General features: G+C 70.9%; 18 protein-coding genes. 10 read left to right on the top strand and 8 right to left on the bottom strand.

Features of this window, described 5'->3' with window-relative positions; genetic code table 11:
* The first annotated feature begins 5 nt into the window (after positions 1-5).
* The 6 genes from OHA64_RS32375 (at position 6) to OHA64_RS32350 (ending at position 6,275) form a co-directional block, all read left to right on the top strand.
* Positions 6-1,388, top strand: coding sequence for an FtsW/RodA/SpoVE family cell cycle protein (locus OHA64_RS32375; protein ID WP_405619132.1), 1,383 nt, complete (start codon positions 6-8; stop codon positions 1,386-1,388).
* Positions 1,385-2,842 carry a peptidoglycan D,D-transpeptidase FtsI family protein gene (locus tag OHA64_RS32370; protein WP_405619130.1) on the top strand — a complete coding sequence of 486 codons (1,458 nt, stop codon included), beginning with the start codon at positions 1,385-1,387 and terminating at the stop codon, positions 2,840-2,842. Before OHA64_RS32375 ends, OHA64_RS32370 begins: the two co-directional genes overlap by 4 nt.
* A 178-nt stretch (positions 2,843-3,020) precedes the next feature.
* A complete protein-coding gene (locus OHA64_RS32365) occupies positions 3,021-3,959 on the top strand; it encodes a diiron oxygenase (RefSeq protein ID WP_405619128.1) in 939 nt (312 codons plus the stop codon).
* Positions 3,960-4,035: 76 nt separating this feature from the next.
* The gene (locus OHA64_RS32360) at positions 4,036-4,689 is read left to right on the top strand and encodes a TetR/AcrR family transcriptional regulator (protein WP_405619126.1); all 654 of its coding nucleotides are present in this window, start codon (positions 4,036-4,038) and stop codon (positions 4,687-4,689) included.
* A gap of 57 nt (positions 4,690-4,746) precedes the next feature.
* Positions 4,747-5,040 (top strand): hypothetical protein, encoded by a 294-nt coding sequence (locus OHA64_RS32355; RefSeq protein ID WP_405619124.1) that lies wholly within the window; start codon positions 4,747-4,749, stop codon positions 5,038-5,040.
* 212 nt (positions 5,041-5,252) lie between these two features.
* Positions 5,253-6,275 (top strand): NlpC/P60 family protein, encoded by a 1,023-nt coding sequence (locus OHA64_RS32350; protein ID WP_405624212.1) that lies wholly within the window; start codon positions 5,253-5,255, stop codon positions 6,273-6,275.
* A gap of 334 nt (positions 6,276-6,609) precedes the next feature.
* On the opposite strand, the gene OHA64_RS32345 is transcribed toward OHA64_RS32350, so the two are convergent.
* Genes OHA64_RS32345 through OHA64_RS32325 form a run of 5 tightly spaced genes read right to left on the bottom strand, consistent with a single transcriptional unit; the run spans position 6,610 to position 12,472 of the window.
* Positions 6,610-7,863, bottom strand: a complete 1,254-nt coding sequence (locus OHA64_RS32345; RefSeq protein ID WP_405619122.1) for a styrene monooxygenase/indole monooxygenase family protein — start codon at positions 7,861-7,863, stop codon at positions 6,610-6,612.
* A gap of 35 nt (positions 7,864-7,898) precedes the next feature.
* On the bottom strand, positions 7,899-8,540 hold the full coding sequence (locus OHA64_RS32340) for a GTP-binding protein (RefSeq protein WP_405619120.1): 642 nt from the start codon (positions 8,538-8,540) through the stop codon (positions 7,899-7,901).
* Complete coding sequence (locus tag OHA64_RS32335; protein ID WP_405619118.1) at positions 8,521-8,952, bottom strand: DUF742 domain-containing protein; 432 nt, start codon at positions 8,950-8,952, stop codon at positions 8,521-8,523. Before OHA64_RS32335 ends, OHA64_RS32340 begins: the two co-directional genes overlap by 20 nt.
* On the bottom strand, positions 8,949-9,494 hold the full coding sequence (locus tag OHA64_RS32330) for a roadblock/LC7 domain-containing protein (protein WP_405619116.1): 546 nt from the start codon (positions 9,492-9,494) through the stop codon (positions 8,949-8,951). Before OHA64_RS32330 ends, OHA64_RS32335 begins: the two co-directional genes overlap by 4 nt.
* Positions 9,491-12,472 (bottom strand): nitrate- and nitrite sensing domain-containing protein, encoded by a 2,982-nt coding sequence (locus tag OHA64_RS32325; RefSeq protein WP_405619114.1) that lies wholly within the window; start codon positions 12,470-12,472, stop codon positions 9,491-9,493. The genes OHA64_RS32330 and OHA64_RS32325 overlap by 4 nt, the downstream gene beginning before the upstream one ends.
* A 387-nt stretch (positions 12,473-12,859) precedes the next feature.
* Between OHA64_RS32325 and OHA64_RS32320 the strand changes: the two genes are divergently transcribed.
* A complete protein-coding gene (locus tag OHA64_RS32320; RefSeq protein ID WP_405619112.1) occupies positions 12,860-13,648 on the top strand; it encodes a hypothetical protein in 789 nt (262 codons plus the stop codon).
* A gap of 55 nt (positions 13,649-13,703) precedes the next feature.
* Here the strand turns inward: OHA64_RS32320 and OHA64_RS32315 are convergent, their stop codons facing one another.
* The 3 genes from OHA64_RS32315 to OHA64_RS32305 form a co-directional block, all read right to left on the bottom strand.
* Complete coding sequence (locus OHA64_RS32315) at positions 13,704-14,198, bottom strand: MarR family winged helix-turn-helix transcriptional regulator (RefSeq protein ID WP_405619110.1); 495 nt, start codon at positions 14,196-14,198, stop codon at positions 13,704-13,706.
* A 273-nt stretch (positions 14,199-14,471) separates the two neighbouring features.
* Complete coding sequence (lon, locus tag OHA64_RS32310) at positions 14,472-16,886, bottom strand: endopeptidase La (protein ID WP_405619108.1); 2,415 nt, start codon at positions 16,884-16,886, stop codon at positions 14,472-14,474.
* A 168-nt stretch (positions 16,887-17,054) separates the two neighbouring features.
* Positions 17,055-17,876 (bottom strand): rhomboid-like protein, encoded by an 822-nt coding sequence (locus OHA64_RS32305; protein WP_405624211.1) that lies wholly within the window; start codon positions 17,874-17,876, stop codon positions 17,055-17,057.
* Positions 17,877-18,091: 215 nt separating this feature from the next.
* Here OHA64_RS32305 and OHA64_RS32300 point away from each other — a divergent pair, with 215 nt between their 5' ends.
* The 3 genes from OHA64_RS32300 to OHA64_RS32290 all read left to right on the top strand — a co-directional run bounded on the left by OHA64_RS32300 (position 18,092) and on the right by OHA64_RS32290 (position 20,734).
* Positions 18,092-18,769 carry a spermidine synthase gene (locus tag OHA64_RS32300; protein ID WP_405619106.1) on the top strand — a complete coding sequence of 226 codons (678 nt, stop codon included), beginning with the start codon at positions 18,092-18,094 and terminating at the stop codon, positions 18,767-18,769.
* A 124-nt stretch (positions 18,770-18,893) separates the two neighbouring features.
* Positions 18,894-19,631 (top strand): response regulator transcription factor, encoded by a 738-nt coding sequence (locus tag OHA64_RS32295; protein ID WP_356763665.1) that lies wholly within the window; start codon positions 18,894-18,896, stop codon positions 19,629-19,631.
* Complete coding sequence (locus OHA64_RS32290) at positions 19,628-20,734, top strand: ATP-binding protein (protein ID WP_405619104.1); 1,107 nt, start codon at positions 19,628-19,630, stop codon at positions 20,732-20,734. The genes OHA64_RS32295 and OHA64_RS32290 overlap by 4 nt, the downstream gene beginning before the upstream one ends.
* The last annotated feature ends 200 nt before the right edge of the window (positions 20,735-20,934 follow it).

Below are 20,934 nucleotides of genomic sequence, written 5' to 3'. Positions count from 1 at the left end.
CGGACATGATCAAGGCCGGAACCACCGTGCGGACAGCGGACCCACCCCTGCCCGCCGTACTCCTCCCCCGGCGTCGCGGCATCGAACTGGCCCTCATCGTCCTCGCCGTGACGCTGTCCGTGTACGGCTACTGCGCGGTCGGTTTCGCCAGGAACGGCACCGTCCCGCCCGGCGCCGCAGGCTACGGCGCCGGGCTCGGCGTGCTCGCGCTGCTCGCGCACTGCGCGGTACGGCTGCGCGCGCCCTGCGCCGACCCGCTGCTGCTGCCGATCGGCGTGCTGCTCAACGGCCTCGGCCTGGTCCTGATCTACCGCCTCGACCTGGAGACGCCCGGCGACCGGGCGGCGCCCACCCAACTGGTGTGGTCCACCCTCGGTGTGGCCCTGTTCATCGTGGTCGTGCTCCTGCTGCGCGACCACCGCGTCCTCCAGCGCTACGCGTACGTCTGCGTGACCGCCGCCCTCGCCCTGCTCACCCTGCCGATCTTCTTCCCGGCGGTGAACGGCGCCCGCATCTGGATCCGGATCGCCGGATTCTCCATCCAGCCGGGCGAGTTCGCGAAGGTGCTGCTCGCGGTGTTCTTCGCCGCGTATCTGGCGGCCAACCGCAACGCGCTGGCGTACGCCGGGCGCCAGATCTGGCGCTTCAGAAGGATCCAGCTGCCGACCGGCCGGGTCCTCGGCCCGATCGTCGCCGTCTGGCTGGTGAGTGTCGGCGTGCTCGTACTGGAACGCGACCTCGGGACCTCGCTGTTGTTCTTCGGCCTGTTCGTCGTCCTGTTGTACGTCGCCACCGGCCGCACCGGCTGGATCGCGGTCGGTCTGCTGCTGGCCTCGCTCGGCGCGGTCGCCGTCAGCTGGCTGGAACCACATGTGCACGTCAGGGTGGAGGACTGGCTGGACCCGTTCGCCTCGATCGAGGCGGGCCAGGGGCCGAACCAGCTCGCACAGTCCCTGTTCGCGTTCGCGGCGGGCGGGGTGACCGGCACCGGCCTCGGACTCGGCCACTCCGTCCTCATCGGCTTCGCCGTGAAGTCGGACTTCATCCTGGCCACGGCGGGCGAGGAACTGGGCCTGACGGGCCTGTCCGCGATCTTCCTGCTGTACGGCCTGCTGGTGGAGCGCGGCTACCGGGCGGGCCTGTGCCTGCGCGACCCCTTCGGCCGGCTGCTCGCGGTCGGGCTGGCGTCGATCGTGGCGCTCCAGGTGTTCGTGATCGCCGGCGGGGTGACCGGCCTGATCCCGCTGACCGGCATGGCGATGCCGTTCCTGGCCCAGGGCGGCTCCTCGGTCGTCACCAACTGGGCGATCGTGGCCCTGCTGATCCGGGTGAGCGACTCGGCCCGCGGCCGTGCCGAGAACGAGGACCCCGAGCGGGTGATCCCTTGATCCGGCACATCCGGCACGCCGCCGTCTTCTGCGCCCTGCTGCTGCTGGCGCTCCTGGTCAACGCCACCCGCGTGCAGGTCTTCCAGGCCCGCCCCTACAACGAGAACGCGGCCAACCGCCGCCTGGACATCGCCCGTTACGGCCAGCCGCGCGGCGACATCCTGGTCGGCGGCAAGCCGGTCACCGGATCCCGGGACACCAAGGAGCAGCTCCGCTACGAACGGACGTACACCGACGGCCCGATGTTCGCGCCCGTGACCGGCTTCGCCTCGCAGGAGTACGGGACGAGTCTCCTGGAGCACACGCAGGACGGTGTCCTGTCCGGCGCGGATCCGATGTTGTCGCCGTTCCCGCTGTGGAACGACGTCACGCGCGCGCGGAACCCGGGGGGCGACGTCGTGACGACCCTCGACCGGGCCGCGCAGCGGGCGGCGTACCGGGGGCTGGCCGGACGCAAGGGCGCGGTGGCGGCGATCGAGCCGTCGAGCGGGCGGATTCTGGCGCTGGTCTCGAGCCCGTCGTACGACCCCGCGGCGCTGTCCGGGAACGACGCGGGAGTGGCCCGGTCCTGGGACCGGCTCAACCGTGACGCGGACAAGCCGATGCTCAACCGGGCGGCGCGGCAGACGTATCCGCCGGGTTCGACCTTCAAGGTGGTCACCGCGGCCGCCGCACTGGACGCGGGTGTGATCACGGACCTCGACGAGCCGACCCGCTCACCGGCCCCCTACACCCTGCCCGGGACGACGACCAGGCTGACGAACGAGTCCGACGGCTGCGTCGACCTCTCGCTGCGGGAGGCCTTCAAGTGGTCGTGCAACACGGTGTTCGCGAAGCTCGGCGTGGATGTGGGCGTGCGGGACATGGCGGCCACCGCGCAGGCCTTCGGCTTCAACACGGGGCTGCGGGTTCCGTTCCCGGTGGCGCGCAGCACCTTCGACACGACGCTGGACAGGGCGCAGCTGGCGCTGTCGTCGATCGGCCAGTACAACACCCGGGCCACGCCGTTGCAGATGGCGATGGTCGCCGGGGCCGTGGCCAACCGGGGGCTGGTGCGGGAGCCGTATCTGGTGGAGCGGACGCTCCGGGCGGGCGGGTCGACGGTGGGGACGGCCGGGTCCCGCACCGTCCGGCAGGCGATGCAACCGTCGACGGCGGCCCGTCTGAAGGAGCTGATGACCCAGGTGGTGACGGAGGGCACCGGCACCAACGCCGCCATCCCGGGCGCCATCGTCGGCGGCAAGACCGGCACCGCCCAGCACGGCCTCCTCAACTCCGGTATGCCGTATGCCTGGTTCGTGTCCTGGGCGCAGGCCGACACCGACCTCGAACCGAAGGTCGCGGTGGCGGTGGTGGTGGAGGACGCGTCGGAGGCCCGGGGGGACATCACGGGCGGCGGGATGGCCGCGCCGATCGCGCGGGCGGTGATGGAGGCGGTGCTGAACCCGTCGTAGGCATCCGCCGGTACCGCCGTCGGCGCTGCCGGACAGGGAGCGGCCCGGGGATCGACTCGTCGCGCGCGGGGTCGGCACGTCGCGCGCGGAAGTCACGCGCAGGGGATTGACGAGCTTGCTGACAGGCAGTCTCATAAGACCCGGACGATGTGACCCCCGGTAACGAGGTGACCCAGCCATGACGACCCTGACGGAAGCCGACGCGCTCGCCGGCCTGCGTGACGCGCTCGGCCTGCTCAAGGACCGGGAGCAGGTGGCCGAGCGGCTGCTCGCCTCTTCCGCCAAGCACTCCTTCGATCCGGACCAGGAGCTCGACTGGGAGGCGCCCTTCGAGGAGGGCAAGTGGTTCTGGCCGCCGGAACTGGTCTCGCTGTACGACACCCCGCTGTGGCGGCGGATGAGCGAGGAGCAGCGGATCCTGCTCTCCCAGCACGAGGCCGCGGCGCTCGCCTCGCTCGGCATCTGGTTCGAGATCATCCTGATGCAACTGCTGGTACGCCACATCTACGACAAGGCGGCGACGAGCGCCCACGTGCGGTACGCGCTCACCGAGATCGAGGACGAGTGCCGGCACTCCAGGATGTTCGCCCGGCTGATCGCGCGGGGCGGCACGCCCTGGTACCCGGTGAGCCGGGCCCATCAGCACCTGGGACGGCTCTTCAAGACCATCTCCACCACCCCGGGTTCCTTCACCGCCACCCTGCTCGGCGAGGAGGTCCTCGACTGGATGCAGCGGCTGACCTTCCCCGACGAGCGGGTCCAGCCCCTGATCCGGGGGGTGACCCGCATCCACGTGGTGGAGGAGGCGCGCCATGTGCGGTACGCCCGCGAGGAGTTGCGCCGCCAGATGGTGACCGCGCCGAGGTGGTCGCAGGGGTTCACCCGCGTCACGTCCGGCGAGTTCGCACGGGTCTTCTCCGTGGCGTTCGTCAATCCCGAGGTCTACACGAATGTGGGCCTGGACCGGCGGGAGGCCCTGGCACAGGTGCGGGCGAGCGACCACCGCCGGGAGATCATGCAGACGGGAGCCAAGCGCCTCACCGACTTCCTGGACGACATCGGGGTGCTGCGGGGCGTGGGGCGGCGGCTGTGGCGGTCGTCCGGGCTGCTGGCCTAGGGGAACCGTCATTTTGGCCAGGTAGTGGCCTGTTCGTCCGGGTAGTGACGCGGCGTCACCGGTTACGCTGCCCGTCATGACCCCCTCCGCCCCCACCCCCGCCTATCGCCGTCTGAGCGTCGAGGAGCGCCGCAGTCAGCTCCTCGACGCCGCGCTGTCCCTCTTCGCCCACCGGGCGCCCGAGGAGGTCTCGCTCGACGACGTGGCGGAGGCGGCCGGGGTCTCGCGGCCCCTGGTGTACCGGTACTTCCCGGGCGGCAAGCAGCAACTCTACGAAGCCGCCCTCAGGTCCGCCGCCGAGGAACTCCGGCAGTGCTTCGACGAGCCCCGCGAGGGCCTCCTCCTCGACCGCCTCGCCCACGCCCTGGACCGCTACCTCACCTTCGTCGACCAGCACGACGCCGGATTCAGCGCCCTGCTCCAGGGCGGCAGCGTCGTCGAGACCTCCCGTACGACCGCCATCGTGGACGGCGTACGAAGGGCAGCGGCCGAGCACATCCTCAGCCATCTGCGGGTCACGGAGCCCGGCTCGCGGCTGCGGATGACCGTCCGGATGTGGATCACCGCGGTGGAGGCGGCCTCGCTCATCTGGCTGGACGAGGACAAGCAGCCGCCCGCCGACGAACTGCGGGACTGGCTGGTGGAACAGTTCGTGGCGGTGCTCTCGGTGACCGCGCGCCGCGACCCGCAGACCTCGGCACTGGTCGAGGACCTGCTGGCGGACGGCTGACCCCGCGCGGAGCGGATGGCTGACACCGGTGCGGGGCGGATGGCTGACACTGGTGCGGTGAAGAGCGAAGACACCCCCTTCGAGGGCGGCCCCATGGACGGCCGGGTCCTGCCCGTCCTGCTGGGTCCGACCGGGCACCCGCCCAAGACGTACCGCATCCCCGTCCCGGACGCCGCCGGCGGCCCGCCCACCGTGCTCGTCTACCAGAGGACCCCGCGCGGCCACAGCAAACGCCTCGGCCTTCCCCAGGGCTGGAAGTACGTGCACGACCCGGAGGGGAAGCAGGACAGCAGGCTGAGGTGGCCCTGGTCGAAACCGGACTCCGGCGGCCCGACCGGAGACCGGGCCTGACGCCACACCAGACGGCACGCCGGGCGGCAAGCGGTGCGACACCGACGGGTGACCGCGTTGCGCCGAACCGCCCACACCCCGCGCGCGAACCTCCGGAACACGTCACATGCTCGCGATGCGGAGCTCCGCGGAAGGGCCGCGTACCGCGCACCGGAGGTGATGGCGTGTCAGAAAGGTTTCTACGTCTGGTATGTATGGCCGCGACGGCGGCGATGGCGGCCGGAACCGTCCTCGCCCCGCTGCCCGCGACAGCCGTACCGGACCCCGCCCGACCCGGCAACCGCTCCCTGCCCGAGCTGCTGACGGACCTTCAGCGCCTTTACCGGGAGGCGGAGAAGGCCACCGAGACGTACAACACCACCGAGGAACAGCTGACGAGGCAGCGCGCCGAGACCGAGCGGCTGGAGAACGCTCTCGCCCTGGCCCGGCTCTCCCTGCACGACAGCCGGGGCGCGGCGGGCCGGCTGGCCCGGCAGCAGTACCAGAGCACCACCGGCCTCTCCCCGTACGTCCGCCTCCTCCTCGCCCGCGATCCCCAGCACGCCCTCGACCAGGGCCATGTGATCGGCCAGTTGGCCCGGGAGCGGTCCGAGACGGTGGGCCGCCTGGTCGGCAGCGAGAAGAAGGCCGACGACCTGGCCCGCCAGGCCCGCAAGGCCCTGGACGACCAACTCACCCTCGCCGCACGGCAGCAGAAGGTCCGCGACGACGTCGGCAAACGCCTCAGGAGCGTCGAGGGGCTCCTGTCCTCCCTCACCCCGCAGCAGCTCACCGCGCTCGCCGAGTTCGAGAAGGACGGTGTCGACAAGGCGCAGGAGAAGCTCATGTCCTCCGGCACCCTCAATGACGACGACAAGCCGTCGGGCAAGGGAGACAGGGCCGTGCGGTACGCCGTAGGGCAGCTCGGGAAGCCGTACGAGTGGGGCGCGGAGGGCCCGAAGTCGTACGACTGCTCGGGCCTGACGTCCGAGGCATGGCGGAGCGCCGGGGTCCCCATCCCGCGCACCAGCCAGGAGCAGTGGGCCCGGCTGCCGAGGATCCCCCTGAACCGACTGCGGCCCGGCGACCTGGTGATCTACTTCCCCGAGGCCACCCACGTGGCGATGTACGTGGGCAAGGGCCAGGTGGTCCAGGCGCCCCGCCCGGGCACCAGGGTCAAGCTCTCCCCCATCGCCTCGAACCCGATCCTGGGCGCCGTACGCCCGGACGACCCGCCGCGACCCAAGGGCGACTAGGGCGGGTGCCGAGTCGTGAGCATGCGGCTCGTGGAGTTCGGCGTCGTGACTACACCTGCGTGGCTGAGCTGGGCTGCCGCCCCAGCCGGGGTGAACTGGTCATCCCGGATGCCGATCAGGTCCGCCCGTACAAGGTGGATGTCGGAGGTCCGGATCCAACCGCGCCCCAACAGCGAAGGCCCCCAGCGGATCAAGGCTGGGGGCCTTCGCCGTCAGGACTCACGTCAACGGCAGCAGTCACTCACGGCCGGGGCCGTCCGTGGGCCGTCCGAGGCCAGCCGACAACGGCCAACAACGACCAATGACCACTGCCGGATCGCTGGTCAGGAGCTTGTCAGGCTCCGGTGACCGAGGCCAGATACGCACCCGTCTTCTCCGGCTCATAGAAGAAGTTCTCGAAGTCCGCAGGATCGTTGAACCCGTTGGCGAACCGGTCGGCGACCGGGGGCAGTTGGCCCGCCGCGCCGATCAGGTTCAGGATGTGCTCCGGCGGCGGAGCCAGCATCGCGTTGGTCCACTTGGTCACATGCTGGGCCGTCTCCCAGTACCGGTCGAAGGTACCGCGCATCCAGGCCTCGTCGAACTCCTTCTCCCCGTGTTCGAGGATGGACGCGAGATACGCGGCGGCGCACTTGGACGCCGAGTTGGAGCCCTGTCCGGTGATCGGGTCGTTGGCGACGACCACGTCGGCGACGCCGAGGACGAGGCCGCCGCCGGGGAGCCGGCCGACCGGGTTGCGGACGGTGGGGGCGTAGCGGCCGGCCAGCACACCACCGGCGTCGGTCAGTTCGACCTTCGTGGTCCGCGCGTACTCCCAGGGAACGAACTTCTCCATGAGTTCCAGGGTCAGGGAGAGGTGCTGCGCCGGGTCCTTGACGCCGTTGAAGACGTCCAGCGGGCCGCCGGGTATGCCCTCCCAGAAGAGGATGTCCGCGCGTCCGGAGGTGGTGAGCGTCGGCATGACGAACAGCTCGCCGACCCCGGGGACCAGATTGCAGCGGACCGCGTCGTAGTCGGGGTGCTCGGGCCGCGGCCCCAGCCCGTGGACGTACGACACCGCCAGGGCCCGCTGCGGCTCGCTGTAGGGAGAGCGCTCCGGGTCCCGGCCGAACATCTGCACCAGCTCGCCCTTACCCGCCGACACCAGCACCAGGTCGTAGGTACGGGCGAAGTAGTCGAGGTCGCCGACCGCCGCGCCGTGGATGACCAGCTGGCCGCCGCGCTGCGCGAACGTCTCCATCCAGCCGGCCATCTTCACCCGCTGGTCGACCGACTGCGCGTAACCGTCGAGCCTGCCCACCCAGTCGATCGCCCGCTGGGTCGGGCCCGGGTCGTGCGAGCCGGGGGCCGCCACCGAGACGCCGAGTCCTTCGATCTTCGGGGCCTGGGACTCCCAGAAGTTCAGCTGGAGATCGCGCTCGTGGTCGAGTGCCGTGTGGAACATGCACTGCGTCGACATGACCCGGCCGGAGCGGATCTCGTCCGCCGTCCGGTTGGACATCAGGGTGACCTCGTACCCCTGCGACTGGAGTCCGAGGGCGAGCTGGAGACCGGACTGGCCGGCTCCGACGACGAGTATCTTCCGCATACGGGTGCTGGCTCCTTACAGGGGACTGCTCTGGACTACTCGGGGGTCTCGTCCAGCGCGTGGCCGACGAGGGACAGAAGGGTCTCGATCACCGAGATCCTGCGCCGAGCATCCATGATCATGACAGGTATGTGCGGGGGGATCGTGAGCGCCTCCCGCACGTCGTCCGGCTCGAACAGCTCGCTGTGGTCGAAGTGGTTGACCGCGACGACGTACGGCACCCCGCAGCTCTCGAAGTAGTCCAGCGCCGGGAAGCAGTCCTTCAGACGGCGGGTGTCGGCCATCACGACCGCGCCGATCGCGCCGCGCACCAGGTCGTCCCACATGAACCAGAACCGCTGCTGGCCGGGCGTGCCGAACAGGTAGAGCACCAGGTCGTCGTCGAGCGTGAGGCGGCCGAAGTCCATGGCCACGGTGGTGGTCAGCTTGTCGGGCGTGGCGGTGAGGTCGTCGTGCTCCTCGCTCGCCTGGGTCATCAACGCCTCGGTCTGCAGGGGCGTGATCTCCGAGACGGCGGTGACCAGGGTGGTCTTGCCGACGCCGAAGCCGCCCGCCACCACGACCTTCGTCGCGATGGGGGCCCGGGTACGGTCCGTCTGCCAGGACCTCAGGTCCTCCTCGGCCTCGACGAACGGGGAGACGACGCTACGAGCGGCGTCAGAGGCGACGGAGTCCACTCAGCACCCTTTCCAGCAGCACACGGTCCGGCCGGCCGGTGCCGTGACCGGTCCCTGTTCCGTACACACGGATCTTTCCCTGGTCCGCGAGGTCGCTCAGCAGCACCCGGACCACACCGAGCGGCATCTTCAGCAACGCCGCGATCTCGGCCACCGTGCGCATCCGGCGGCACAGTTCGACGATGGCCCGCATCTCCGGCATGACCCGGGTGTTGAGGGAGCCGTTCGCCAGTTCCTTGCGCTCCTCGGGCGCTTCGAGCGCCGCTGTGCTTCCTACGAATGTCTCCACGAGAAGGACGTGTCCGAAGCGGGTCCGGCCGCCGGTGAGCGAGTACGGGCGCACCCGGGCGGGCTTGCGGTCCGCGCCGCGCACGGGGAGCCCCTTCGGGGAACTGCTCGGCGTGCCGCTCATCGGGCGCTCCCTGTCGGCGTCGACCCGTTCTCCAGGGTCTGTCGTAGCTCGCTGCGGAGTTCGGGCGTCAGGACATGCCCGGCGCGGCCCACGAACAGTGCCATGTGATACGCCACGACACTCATGTCGCACTCCGCGGAGCCGTGCACACCGAGCAGCGAGCCGTCGCTGATCGACATCACGAACAGGCTGCCCTCGTCCATCGCGACCATGGTGTGTTTCACCGGGCCGGACTCCATCAGCCTGGCGGCGCCGATGGTGAGGCTGCCGATGCCGGAGACGATGGTGGCGAGGTCGGCTGCGGAGCCACGCGGCCCTGAGGGCGTCTCCGTGCGGGTCTCCCGTACCGGGAGACCCGGGGTCCCCTCGCGCGGGTTGGACCGGGCGCGGGGCAGGACGGGGTCGGTGGACAGCAGGAGCAGGCCGTCGGAGGAGACGACCGCCACCGACTGGATGCCCGGCACCTCCTCGACGAGATTGGTCAGCAGAAAGTGAAGATTGCGGGCCTCACGGCTCAGTCCGAAGGTACTGGGCGCGGTCAACTGCTTGCCTCCTCGACGGTGCCCCCCGTGGCTTCATCGGATGGTGCGGTTCCTGCGGTTCCCCCCGCGGGCGCCTGGTGCTGTCCCGTCTCCTCGGCGATCTCCGCCTCGACGTCGCGATAGCCGGCCTCCGCCCCCCGGCGGAAGCCGCCCAGGCGGCGGCGGAGTGCCTCGGCGTCGACGGATCCGCCGCGTGAGCGCGGGGCGGTTGCCGGGGCGGTGATCTTCGGGGTGCGCTTGGGGAGGCCCTTGTCGGTGACGAGCTCCTCCGGCGCGTCCGGGGTGGCCGAGGTATCCGGGGTGGCCGAGGTATCCGGGGTGTCCGGGGCACGGTCGTGGCTCGGTTCGGTCTCGGCTTCGCCTGCGGCGGGCCCGGTTCCGTCCGCACGGTCCGTGCGGAGGCCCTCGGCGGCCGCGAGTGGTCCCGGTCGGGCGTCCTCGTGGTCGGTGAGTGCTGGTTCGAAAACCCCGGGTTCGAATGTCTCGGGTTCGGAGGCCTCGGGTTCGGGGATCTCGGGTTCGGCGGCCTCCGGTTCCGCCTGCGCGGGTATCGGAACCAGAAGCTCCATCGTGGTCTCGGCCGGGGTCTCGGGGACTGCCGAGTGGTCGTCCGGGCCCGTCTCCGAGTGACGTACGGCGTTCTCCGCGAGCGTGACCAGCGGGTCCTCGGCCTTCGAACGACCCCTGAGGACGTTGGAGTTGGCCTCGGCGTTCGCGCCGGGCAGGGAGAAGGTGTGCGTACCGCCGGCGACCGGCGCCGACGACGCCGTCGGGACGGCGGCGGACGGCGCGGGGGCCAGCAGGCCCTTCGGCAGTACGACGACCGCGGCGATCCCGCCCTGCTTCTGCTCGCGCAACTGCACCCGCACCCCGTGCCGGTGAGCGAGCCGGGCCACCACGTACAGCCCGAGCCCGAGCCCCTCCTCGCCGTCCTCCTCGGACGGGTCGGGAGAGCCGTAGGAGTCGTACGAGGTCTCGGGGGTGAAGTCGGCGAGGCGGGCGTTGAGCCGGGCCAGGCGGTCGGCGGTCATGCCGATGCCCTCGTCCTGGACGGAGAGCATGACCTCGCCGCTCTCCAGGAGCCAGCCGGAGACCTCGACGGGCACGTCGGGCGGGGAGAACGAGGTGGCGTTCTCCATGAGTTCGGCCAGCAGGTGGGAGAGGTCGTCAGCGGCGAACCCGGCCAGGTGCGCGTGCGGCGGGAGCGCGGCGATGCGGACCCGTTCGTACCGCTCGATCTCGCTGACCGCGGCGCGTACGACGTCGATCAGCGGTACCGGACCTGCGGTCTGCTGGACGTGTTCGGTGCCGGCGAGGACGAGGAGGTTCTCGCTGTGCCGGCGCATGACCGTGGCGAAGTGGTCGAGCTTGAAGAGCGTGGCCAGCCGGTCCGGGTCCTGCTCGCGTTCCTCCAGGCCCTCGATGACGCCGAGTTGCCGCTCGACCAGGCCCAGGGTGCGCAGCGCGAGGTTCACGAAGGTGGCGGAGATGCTGGTGCGCGTCCGCTCCAACTGGGCGGCGGATTCGGCGAGTTCCGCCTGGAGCTGCTCGCGGGCGTCGGCCATCCGCTGCCGCTGGCCGACCAGGTGCTTGCGGTCGGCCTCGAGGGTGGTGACGCGCTCGGCGAGGGCGGCGGCGTGTGCGTGCAGGGCGTTGACGGAGCGTACGACCTGGGCGAACTCGTCGTCGCGGCCGGTGAAGGCGACGGGTTCCTCGGCGCCGGGGTTCTCCGCCTGGGCGAGTCGGGCGGAGCCGCGGCGCAGCACGGAGAGCGGCTGGGTGAGGGTGCGGGCCATGGCGGTGGCGACGCCGACGGCCAGCAGTATCAGGGCGCCGAGAACGGCGATCCGGATCTCCAGCGCGGTGACGTCGTCGTCGCGCAGCTGGGCGAGTTCCTTGACCCGGCGGTCGTAGAGGGCGGCCTCCGCGCCGCGCATCGCGTCGATCCGGGCGGAGAGCGCGGCGTCGACCTTGCCGGCGCTGGTGTCGAGCTCGTTGTCGGCGAGGGCCGGCTGGTCGGTGAGGGCGGCGAGGTACTTCTCGGCGGAGTTGACCTCGGGGCCGGTGACCGTGGAGTCGTAGCTCGCCTTGGCCGCGGCGGGCGCGGACTCCTGGAAGTCGGCGAGGGCGGCGTCGGAGCGCAGGCGGGCCTGCTGGGCGGCGGCGCTGAGGGCGCCACGCAGCTTGGTGTCGGCGGCCGAGGAGGTGGGCCGCGTGGTCGGCAGGCCGGTGGCGGGGTCGATGACGGACTGTGTCGTCGTCGGCACGTTCAGCGCGGCGAGCAGCAGCCCTCGGGTCGCGGCGGCCTGCTGGACGGCGGAGTCCAGCTCGGCGAGGGCGTAGGCGCCGGAGCCCGCGCGGGGCGGCATCTGGTCGGCCAGCTGCTCGGCGAGGAGGTGCAGGTCGGTGATGGCGGCGGAGTAGGCCTGGTGCGCCTCGAGCGCGCCGCTCTTGCCGGTGAGGGCCGACCTGCGCACGGCGGCGATGGTGTCGAGGTCCTCGCGGACGGCGGCGGGTGTGTCCGTGTCGGCGCGCATCTCCTCGACCTGCCGGTCGACACGGGCGCTCTGCTGCTCGTTGGGCGCCTTGGACTTGGGCCGGCCGGCCGCGATGTACGGGGTGACCTCGTCGCGTTCGTCGGCGAGCGAGTGGGCGAGGGTGAGCGCGTCCTGGGTCTGCTCGGCGAGGGTCACCAGGTCCTGGGAGTCACTGAGCTGCCCGGAGGCGGTGACCAGGGAGGGGACACCGGCTCCGGCGATGGCGGCGGCTACGACGGTGACGGCGAGAATGAGCCGCGTGCGCACGTGTGTGGGGCGGCCCTTGCCGACGGGGGCGGCGACGGCAGCGGCGGAGGGGCTGCCGGGCATGCCGGAGTGAGGGGTTCCAGGCGTGCCGGGGTCGGGCGTGCCGGGTGTCTGCTCCACGCCTTTGCCGGAGGCCGCCTGCTTGCCTGTACGACGAGGCCGCGTCTTCTGCACCGGTGCTCGCATTCCTGACTCGTGAATACCCATGGCCCGGGTGGCGGCCCATCAACCCACCTATCAGGGCCAACTGGTGCATACACCCGGTGCGGTTCCCGACCCTCCCAGTGCCGGTGGGCGGCGGTCGCGCATCACCTGACCCGCCACCCGAAGGAGTGAACATCGGACCGGAGTTGGCGGGCAAGTTTCTCTGGCCCGTGCAGCGATCTTGCGTGGCGGGCCGGTTGGACGTGCACGGCGGGCGGTGGCAATATTCGCCGACACGCCTTCCCGGAGTGAGTCATTCCATCCCAAACCAGACGTCTGACCTGCACGGCTGCGTGAAATCGGGAACCGATGCCAGCCTTTTGCACAGCTTGTGGAGGGCTCGTGCAGACTGGCCGAATGCGTACGGAACTTGTTTCGGAGCCCGGCGACCGGGCCCGCGCCAACGAGGACTTCGCGAGTGTCGCGCTACCGGCCTCCGGTCTGGGCGGTGCGCTCGTGGTCCTGGACGGGGTGACTCCACCGAAGGGTGCGACGGGCTGTCTGCATTCCGTCCCCTGGTTCACCGCGCGACTCGGCGGGGCCCTGACCGAACTGACCGTTTCCTGTCGGGATCTTCCCCTGCCGGAGATCCTCTCCCGGGCGATCCTTCGAACAACCGGGGCCCATCAATCCACTTGTGACCTTTCTCACCCGCGCACCCCACAGGCCACGGTGGTTCTGGCCCGCTGGTCGTCGGAGACGGTCGAGTACCTGATTCTTTCGGACTCGGCACTCCTGCTGGAGTCCCCCGACGGTGCGGTGACCCCGCACCTGGACGACCGTCTGGCACTCCTCCCCCGATCCGCCCTCGCCACGGACGCTTTGATCGACTCCACGATCCGCAACAAGGAGGGCGGCTTCTTCACGGCGGCGGCGGATCCGACGGTGGCGGCGCGCGCGGTGACAGGGGTCGTACCGCGTGCGGACGTCCGCGCCCTGACCGCTCTGACGGACGGCGCGACCCGCTGGGTGGAGAAGTTCCACGAGGGCGACTGGACGGACTGTCTCACCTACGTCCGCAAGGAGGGGGCGCAGGCGTTGGTGGACCGCGTACGGGAGTTGGAGCGGGCGGACGCGCGGGAGCGGACGCACCTGGGCCGCAGCAAGACGCACGACGACGCGACGGTGGTGTACGTGGGGCTCTGAGGAACCGGCCCACCGGACGGGGCCGGCCAGTGCGGGTGCCGACGGTCCCGCGGAACTACTTCTCCATGCCCCGGTTCAACTGGTTGAGCAGTCGCGCCAGTTCCGCGACCTCGCGCGAGTCCCAGTCCTCCAGACGACCGGCGTACCGCGCCCGCCGCGCCTCACGCACCCTGGTCACCCGGTCGTGGCCCTCCTGGGTGAGGGCGACCAGCCAGGCGCGGCCGTCGGCCGGGTCCGGCTCCCTCGCCACCAGGCCGAGTTCCTCCAGCGCGCGCAACTGACGGGACATCGTGGCCTTGCCGACACCGATGTACGCGGCGAGTTCGGTGGCGCGCTGGCGTCCGCACTCGTCCAGGCGCACCAGGAGGCCGTACGCCGCGGACTCCAGGTCCGGGTGGACCTCGCGGGCCATCTCGCCCTGGTTGGCGCGGGCCCGCCGCAGCAGAACGGTCAGTTCGCGTTCCAGCGCGAGGAACGCGGGCTGGTCCACACCGCTCGCGGCAACGCCGGCTTCGACACCGCGTCCGTCGCCGGTTCCGTCTTCGTGCACGTCAGCCCCTGCCTCGGTTTCCCGATCCTGAAAGTTTCCGCCAAGCGCCGTCGTCGCCGCAGCTCCGCCAGTATTTCCCAGGGCCGGACGAACAGCGGTGTTCGACCCCTCCTCTCTCTCGGTCTCTCCCTCGGTGTTCTACGTGCGTAGCTTCTTCATCACTTCGCGCCCCGGACACCGCCGACGGCGAGGGCCGAGGTGCGCGGCGCACACGAGGTGAAGGCCCGGGCCTCCCTCACGGGACCCGGGCCTCCCCTCATCCGACCGCGTCCGTCACGCCGCGGCCGGAACCTCCGGCGCGGCCCCGTTCGTCGCGGGGGACAGCGCCAGCTCCAGGACCTGGCGGACGTCCGTGACGGCGTGGACGTCGAGCTTGTCCAGCACCTCCGCGGGGACGTCGTCCAGGTCGGGCTCGTTGCGCTTCGGGATGACGACAGTGGTGACACCCGCCCGGTGCGCGGCGAGCAGCTTCTGCTTCACCCCGCCGATGGGCAGCACACGGCCGGTCAGCGAGACCTCGCCGGTCATCGCCACGTCCGTACGGACCAGGCGGCCGCTGAGCAGCGACGCCAGCGCCGTCGTCATCGTGACACCGGCGCTCGGGCCGTCCTTCGGCACCGCGCCCGCCGGGAAGTGGATGTGCACGCCCCGGTCCTTCAGGTCCGCGACCGGCAGCTCCAGTTCGGCTCCGTGCGAGCGCAGGAAGCTCAGCGCGATCTGCGCCGACTCCTTCATGACGTCGCCCAGCTGGCCCGTCAGCGTCAGGCCCGCCGCTCCGGTCTCCGGGTCGGCCAGCGACGCCTCGACGAACAGCACGTCACCACCGGCTCCCGTGACCGCGAGCCCCGTCGCCACACCCGGCACGGCGGTCCGCCGCTCCGCCGGGTCCTGGGCGGACTCCGGCACATGGTGCGGCCGGCCGATCAGCGCGCGCAGGTCCTCGTCCGTGACGGTGAACGGCAGTTCCCGCTCGCCCAGTTCGTGCTGGGCCGCGACCTTGCGCAGCAGCCGCGCGACGGAGCGCTCCAGGGTTCGGACCCCGGCCTCGCGGGTGTACTCGCCGGCGAGCTTGCGCAGCGCGCTCTCGTCGAGGGTCACCTCGTCCTTGTTGAGGCCGGCCCGCTCCAGCTGACGGGGCAGCAGGTGGTCACGCGCGATGACGATCTTCTCGTCCTCGGTGTAGCCGTCGAGCCGGACCAACTCCATACGGTCGAGCAGCGCTTCCGGGATGGCTTCCAGCACATTGGCCGTGGCCAGGAAGACGACGTCCGACAGGTCGAGTTCGACCTCGAGGTAGTGGTCCCGGAAGGTGTGGTTCTGCGCCGGGTCGAGAACCTCCAGCAGCGCCGCGGCCGGGTCTCCCCGGAAGTCGGACCCCACCTTGTCGATCTCGTCCAGCAGGACCACCGGGTTCATCGACCCGGCCTCCTTGATCGCGCGCACGATCCGGCCGGGCAGCGCGCCGACGTACGTACGCCGGTGGCCGCGGATCTCCGCCTCGTCCCGGACACCGCCGAGCGCGACCCGGACGAACTTCCGCCCCATGGCGTGCGCGACGGACTCGCCCAGCGAGGTCTTGCCGACACCGGGCGGCCCGACGAGCGCGAGCACGGCACCGCCGCGCCGCCCGCCGATGACACCCAGCCCACGGTCGCTGCGGCGCTTGCGCACCGCCAGGTACTCGGTGATCCGTTCCTTCACGTCCGCCAGCCCGGAGTGCTCGGCGTCCAGCACCGCCTTGGCGCCCTGGATGTCGTACACGTCCTCGGTCCGTTCGTTCCACGGCAGTTCGAGGACGGTGTCGAGCCAGGTCCGGATCCATGAGCCCTCGGGCGACTGGTCGCTCGACCGCTCCAGCTTGTCGACCTCCTTGAGGGCGGCCTCACGGACCTTCTCGGGCAGGTCGGCGGCCTCGACCCGGGTCCGGTAGTCGTCGGACTCCTCGCCCTCCGACTCGCCGTTGAGGTCGCGCAGTTCCTTGCGTACGGCGTCCAGCTGGCGGCGGAGCAGGAACTCCCGCTGCTGCTTGTCGACACCCTCCTGGACGTCCTTGGCGATGGTCTCGGCGACGTCCTGCTCGGCGAGGTGGTCGCGCAGTTGCTGGGTGGCGAGCTTCAGCCGGGCCACCGGGTCGGCGGTCTCCAGGAGCTCCACCTTCTGCTCGGTGGTCAGGAAGGGCGAGTAACCGGAGTTGTCGGCCAGGGCGGACACGTCGTCGATGGCCTGCACCCGGTCCACGACCTGCCAGGCACCACGCTTACGCAGCCACGCCGTGGCCAGCGCCTTGTACTCCTTGACCAGTTCGGTGACGTGACCGGGCAACGGCTCGGGCACGTTCTCGTCGATGCGGACGCCCTCGACCCACAGGGCGGCACCCGGGCCCGTGGTCCCCGCGCCGATCTTCACCCGGCCGCGGCCGCGGATCAGCGCGCCCGGGTCGCCGTCGGCGAGCCGGCCGACCTGCTCGATGGTGCCGAGCACACCGGTACTCGCGTATGTCCCGTCGATGCGCGGCACCAGCAGGACCCGGGGCTTCCCGGGCTCCGAGCGGGCGGCGGCCTCGGCCGCCTCCACCGCGGCGCGCACATCGGCGTCGTTCAGGTCCAGCGGAACCACCATGCCGGGCAGTACGACCTCGCCGTCGAGCGGCAGCACAGGCAGAGTGAGCGGTGTGGACGTCGAAGCCATGATCTCCCCTTCGGCAGTCAAGTTGAGCTATGCCGACTCAATGCATGTGAGCGGTTGAATGTTCCCCACGGAGCGTTCGCTGTGAGCGATCACGTTCGGGGAGGCGGAGCGGCCGTCCCTCGGCCCAACAGCCGGACGGTTCGAAAGATGCCCGTGGGCAGCGGAGAGTTACGGGGCGGTCGTGGCCGGGCGGGCCCGGTGGCGCCGCGTCACCGGCCAGGTGGCCACGCCGATCCCCAGCGATATCAGGTGCCCCCAGTTCGTCATGGGGTCCGTGAACGCGATCAGGTCCAGCACCACCATGCCGCCGAAGGCGGTCAGCAGGGGCCGGCGCAGCCACGGCGTGAGCAGCCCGGCGAGGGCGCCCACACAGGTGGCGACGCCGAAGCTGACGCCGTAGTCGAGGCGGTGCAACGAGCTGTCGGGCAGATGCCCGACCAGGACCCCGAGCCCCACGGCCCCCTCGGTCGCCAGCGTGGCGAGGACGTGCCCGAGCAGAAACACCCCGGCGGTGCGCGCACCGCCGATCCGGCGCTCCAGGGCCGTGAGCACGAGCAGGAGCCCGATCGCGTACGGCGACAGGAGCCCGCCCGCGATCCACAGCGCGCTGGCCAGCAGCACCGCCACGGGCCACTGCACGAGGTGGGCCACATCGGTGCTGGAAGCCTGGTGCAGGGTGTGCACGACCGACGGGGCGGCGTACTCCGTGACCAGCGAGGTGACGGCGAGCACGGTGGCGTACCCGATCGTGAACGGCGTCCGGGTGGGCGTGGGCAGCAGCAGCCAGGGGCGCGGGCGCCGGACTGGCGCGGGGGCGGCCGGTGCGGTGGGGGCGGCGGGCGGGGTCGGCGCGGTGGTCGTGGCACCGGCGTCCACGCTCCGCTGCCGCGGCATCGCCTCCAGCAGTCCCGACACCCCGGGCGGACCGGCGCCGGAGGATGCCCGGGAGGGAGCCTCGTGCGCCACCTCGCACGGCACGTCGCACGGCATGTCACAGGGCACGTCGCACGGCGGAGGAGCCACATTCGCCGTCGCGTCGGCGGCCGTCACGGTCCGGTCCACGGTGAGGCGCTCCTTCCGTTTCCCTCACCCTTCGTCGTCCGGCGCGGCACTGTCTATGACCGGTGCCACGAAAGCCGTGATTCACAGCGACTTCCCAGGAAAACCGCGTGCCCCGCCGCGCACGGGACTGCCAGGATGAGCCGGTGCGCACTCAGAACGACACTCCCGAGGTCCTGGACCGTCGCGAGGGCCCGCACGGCGAGGTCGTGCTGCGACGCCATGGTGGGCTGCTTCAGATCATCGCCAACGGGTGCTTCCTGATGGACACGTCCGACGGCCGTTCGGAGCGACGACTGATCGACGCGGCGCTGGAGGCTCTCGACGGACGGGCCGAGCCGAGTGTGCTGATCGGGGGTCTTGGCGTGGGCTTCTCGCTCGCACACGCCGCCGCCGATCCCCGCTGGGGCCGCATCACGGTGGTCGAGCGCGAGGCCGCCGTGATCGACTGGCATCGCGAGGGGCCGTTGTCCGCTCTCTCCGCCCCCGCCCTCGCCGATCCGCGCACCGACATTCTGAAAACCGATCTGGTCGCATTCGTCAATGAGACATGCGCCACATTCGACGCCCTGTGCCTCGACATCGACAACGGGCCCGACTGGACGGTGACTGAGGGCAACCACGGCCTCTACTCACCAGCCGGACTCTCCTGCTGCGCAAGGGTGTTGAGGCCGGGAGGGGTGCTGGCGGTATGGTCCGCCCGACCCTCGCCGGAATTCGAGGGAACCTTGCGGAATGCCGGGTTCCAGCAGGTGCGTACCGAAGAGATCCCGGTTGCCCGGGGCGTTCCGGACGTCGTACATCTCGCCGTCCGACCTGGATAGCAAAGGCGCGGTAACTCCCCGTACTCTGCTTCCCTGACGCCGATCATTCAAGCGTCAAGCGCAGTCATGCGCAGACAAGGGATCACCCCACTGGTTCCGGAATTGCACACCTCAGGGGCGGGCGATGGAGCAGACACACACCTCCCACAACGGCACGGCGGCAACCCAGGGCGCGCAGCGCCGGGTTCTGGTCGTCGAGGACGATCCGACGATCGTGGACGCCATCGCGACCCGCCTGCGCGCCGAGGGATTCCTCGTGCAAACGGCGGTGGACGGTCCGTCCGCCGTGGACACGGCCGAGGCCTGGCAGCCCGATCTGCTGATCCTCGACATCATGCTGCCCGGCTTCGACGGCCTGGAGGTCTGCCGACGCGTGCAGGCCGCCCGCCCGGTGCCGGTGATGATGCTCACCGCGCGGGACGACGAGACCGACATGCTGGTCGGGCTCGGAGTCGGCGCCGACGACTACATGACCAAGCCGTTCTCGATGCGCGAGCTGGCGGCGCGGGTGCACGTGCTGCTGCGCCGGGTCGAGCGGGCCGCGCTGGCCGCCGCCACTCCGCGCAGCGGCATCCTGCGGCTCGGCGAGCTGGAGATCGACCACGCGCAGCGCCGGGTACGGGTGCGCTCCGAGGACGTCCATCTGACGCCGACGGAGTTCGACCTGCTGGTCTGCCTGGCGAACACCCCGCGCGCGGTGCTCTCCCGCGAGCAGCTGCTGGCCGAGGTCTGGGACTGGGCGGACGCCTCCGGCACCCGTACGGTCGACAGCCACATCAAGGCGCTGCGCCGGAAGATCGGCGCCGAGCGGATCCGCACGGTGCACGGTGTGGGCTACGCCCTGGAGACGCCGACGCCATGAGCGAGGGTTCGGCCGGACGGAGAGGCCCCGGGGAATCCTGGGGCGGCGTACGCCCGTTCTCGATCAAGACCAAACTGGGCGCGCTGGTCGTCACGTCGGTGCTGATCACCACCGGCCTGTCGATGATCGCGGTGCAGACCAAGACGGAGCTGCGCTTCATCACGGTCTTCTCGATGATCGCCACACTGCTCATTACGCAGTTCGTGGCGCATTCGCTCACCGCACCGCTGGACGAGATGAACGCGGTGGCCCGCTCCATCTCGCACGGCGACTACACCCGCCGGGTGCGGGAGAACCGCCGCGACGAGCTGGGCGACCTGGCCGAGACGATCAACCGCATGGCGGACGAGCTGGAGGCCCAGGAGCGGCAGCGCAAGGAGCTCGTGGCGAATGTCTCGCACGAGCTGCGCACGCCGATCGCGGGCCTGCGGGCGGTCCTGGAGAACATCGTCGACGGTGTGACCCAGGCCGACCCGGAGACCATGCGGACGGCCCTGAAACAGACCGAGCGGCTCGGCCGGCTGGTCGAGACGCTGCTGGACCTGTCCAGGCTGGACAACGGGGTCGTACCGCTGCGGAAGCGGCGTTTCGAGGTGTGGCCGTACCTGTCGGGCGTGCTGAAGGAGGCCAACATGGTCGCCTCGGCGCGCGCCGGCATCGCCTCCGGCTCCGGCAGCCACACCCGTACGGACGTCCATCTGCACCTGGACGTGTCCCCGCCGGAGCTGACCGCGCACGCGGACCCGGAGCGGATCCACCAGGTTGTGGCGAATCTCATCGACAACGCGGTCAAGCACAGTCCGCCGCACGGCCGGGTCACCGTGAAGGCGCGGCGCGGGGCCCGGTCCGAGTCCCTGGAGCTGGAGGTGCTCGACGAGGGCCCCGGCATTCCGAGGTCGGAGTGGCACCGGGTCTTCGAGCGGTTCAACCGCGGCAGTGTCAACCGGCCGCACGGGCCCGGCAGCGACGGCGGTACGGGCCTCGGTCTGGCGATCGCCCGCTGGGCTGTGGATCTGCACGGCGGCCGGATCGGAGTGGCCGAATCCGAGCGCGGCTGCCGGATCCTTGTCACCCTTCCAGGTCTTCCCTCTTTGCCAAGTTGACGTAAAGTTCGAAGCGGAGCCACAAGATCCACCGGCGTCCGCCACGGCGGACACGTGTGATCAGGCACAGGCCCGCGCGTATGGCGCGCCGAGGCCCGGCCGACTCATCCCTCGCGCAGCAGAACCACAGTTGTTTCCCGCCATTTCCGGCCCCGAAACCCGCTCTTTGATGTGACTTACACGACGATGAACGGGCCCGG

The sequence above is a fragment of the Streptomyces sp. NBC_00076 genome (genome assembly GCF_045041235.1).
GTDB lineage: Bacteria > Actinomycetota > Actinomycetes > Streptomycetales > Streptomycetaceae > Streptomyces.
The sequence above is the reverse complement of the archived record's forward strand: the minus strand, read 5'-3'. Positions and strand labels throughout refer to the sequence as shown.

What these genes read in the sequence shown, in the direction of transcription:
- OHA64_RS32290 (WP_405619104.1), top strand. Translation starts at nt 19,628, where the DNA reads ATGAGCGAGGGTTCGGCCGGACGGAGAGGCCCCGGGGAATCCTGGGGC.
- OHA64_RS32365 (WP_405619128.1), top strand. Translation starts at nt 3,021, where the DNA reads ATGACGACCCTGACGGAAGCCGACGCGCTCGCCGGCCTGCGTGACGCG.
- OHA64_RS32375 (WP_405619132.1), top strand. Translation starts at nt 6, where the DNA reads ATGATCAAGGCCGGAACCACCGTGCGGACAGCGGACCCACCCCTGCCC.
- lon (WP_405619108.1), bottom strand. Translation starts at nt 16,886, where the DNA reads ATGGCTTCGACGTCCACACCGCTCACTCTGCCTGTGCTGCCGCTCGAC.
- OHA64_RS32345 (WP_405619122.1), bottom strand. Translation starts at nt 7,863, where the DNA reads ATGCGGAAGATACTCGTCGTCGGAGCCGGCCAGTCCGGTCTCCAGCTC.
- OHA64_RS32295 (WP_356763665.1), top strand. Translation starts at nt 18,894, where the DNA reads ATGGAGCAGACACACACCTCCCACAACGGCACGGCGGCAACCCAGGGC.
- OHA64_RS32305 (WP_405624211.1), bottom strand. Translation starts at nt 17,876, where the DNA reads ATGCCGTGCGACGTGCCGTGCGAGGTGGCGCACGAGGCTCCCTCCCGG.
- OHA64_RS32335 (WP_405619118.1), bottom strand. Translation starts at nt 8,952, where the DNA reads ATGAGCGGCACGCCGAGCAGTTCCCCGAAGGGGCTCCCCGTGCGCGGC.
- OHA64_RS32320 (WP_405619112.1), top strand. Translation starts at nt 12,860, where the DNA reads ATGCGTACGGAACTTGTTTCGGAGCCCGGCGACCGGGCCCGCGCCAAC.
- OHA64_RS32350 (WP_405624212.1), top strand. Translation starts at nt 5,253, where the DNA reads ATGGCGGCCGGAACCGTCCTCGCCCCGCTGCCCGCGACAGCCGTACCG.
- OHA64_RS32360 (WP_405619126.1), top strand. Translation starts at nt 4,036, where the DNA reads ATGACCCCCTCCGCCCCCACCCCCGCCTATCGCCGTCTGAGCGTCGAG.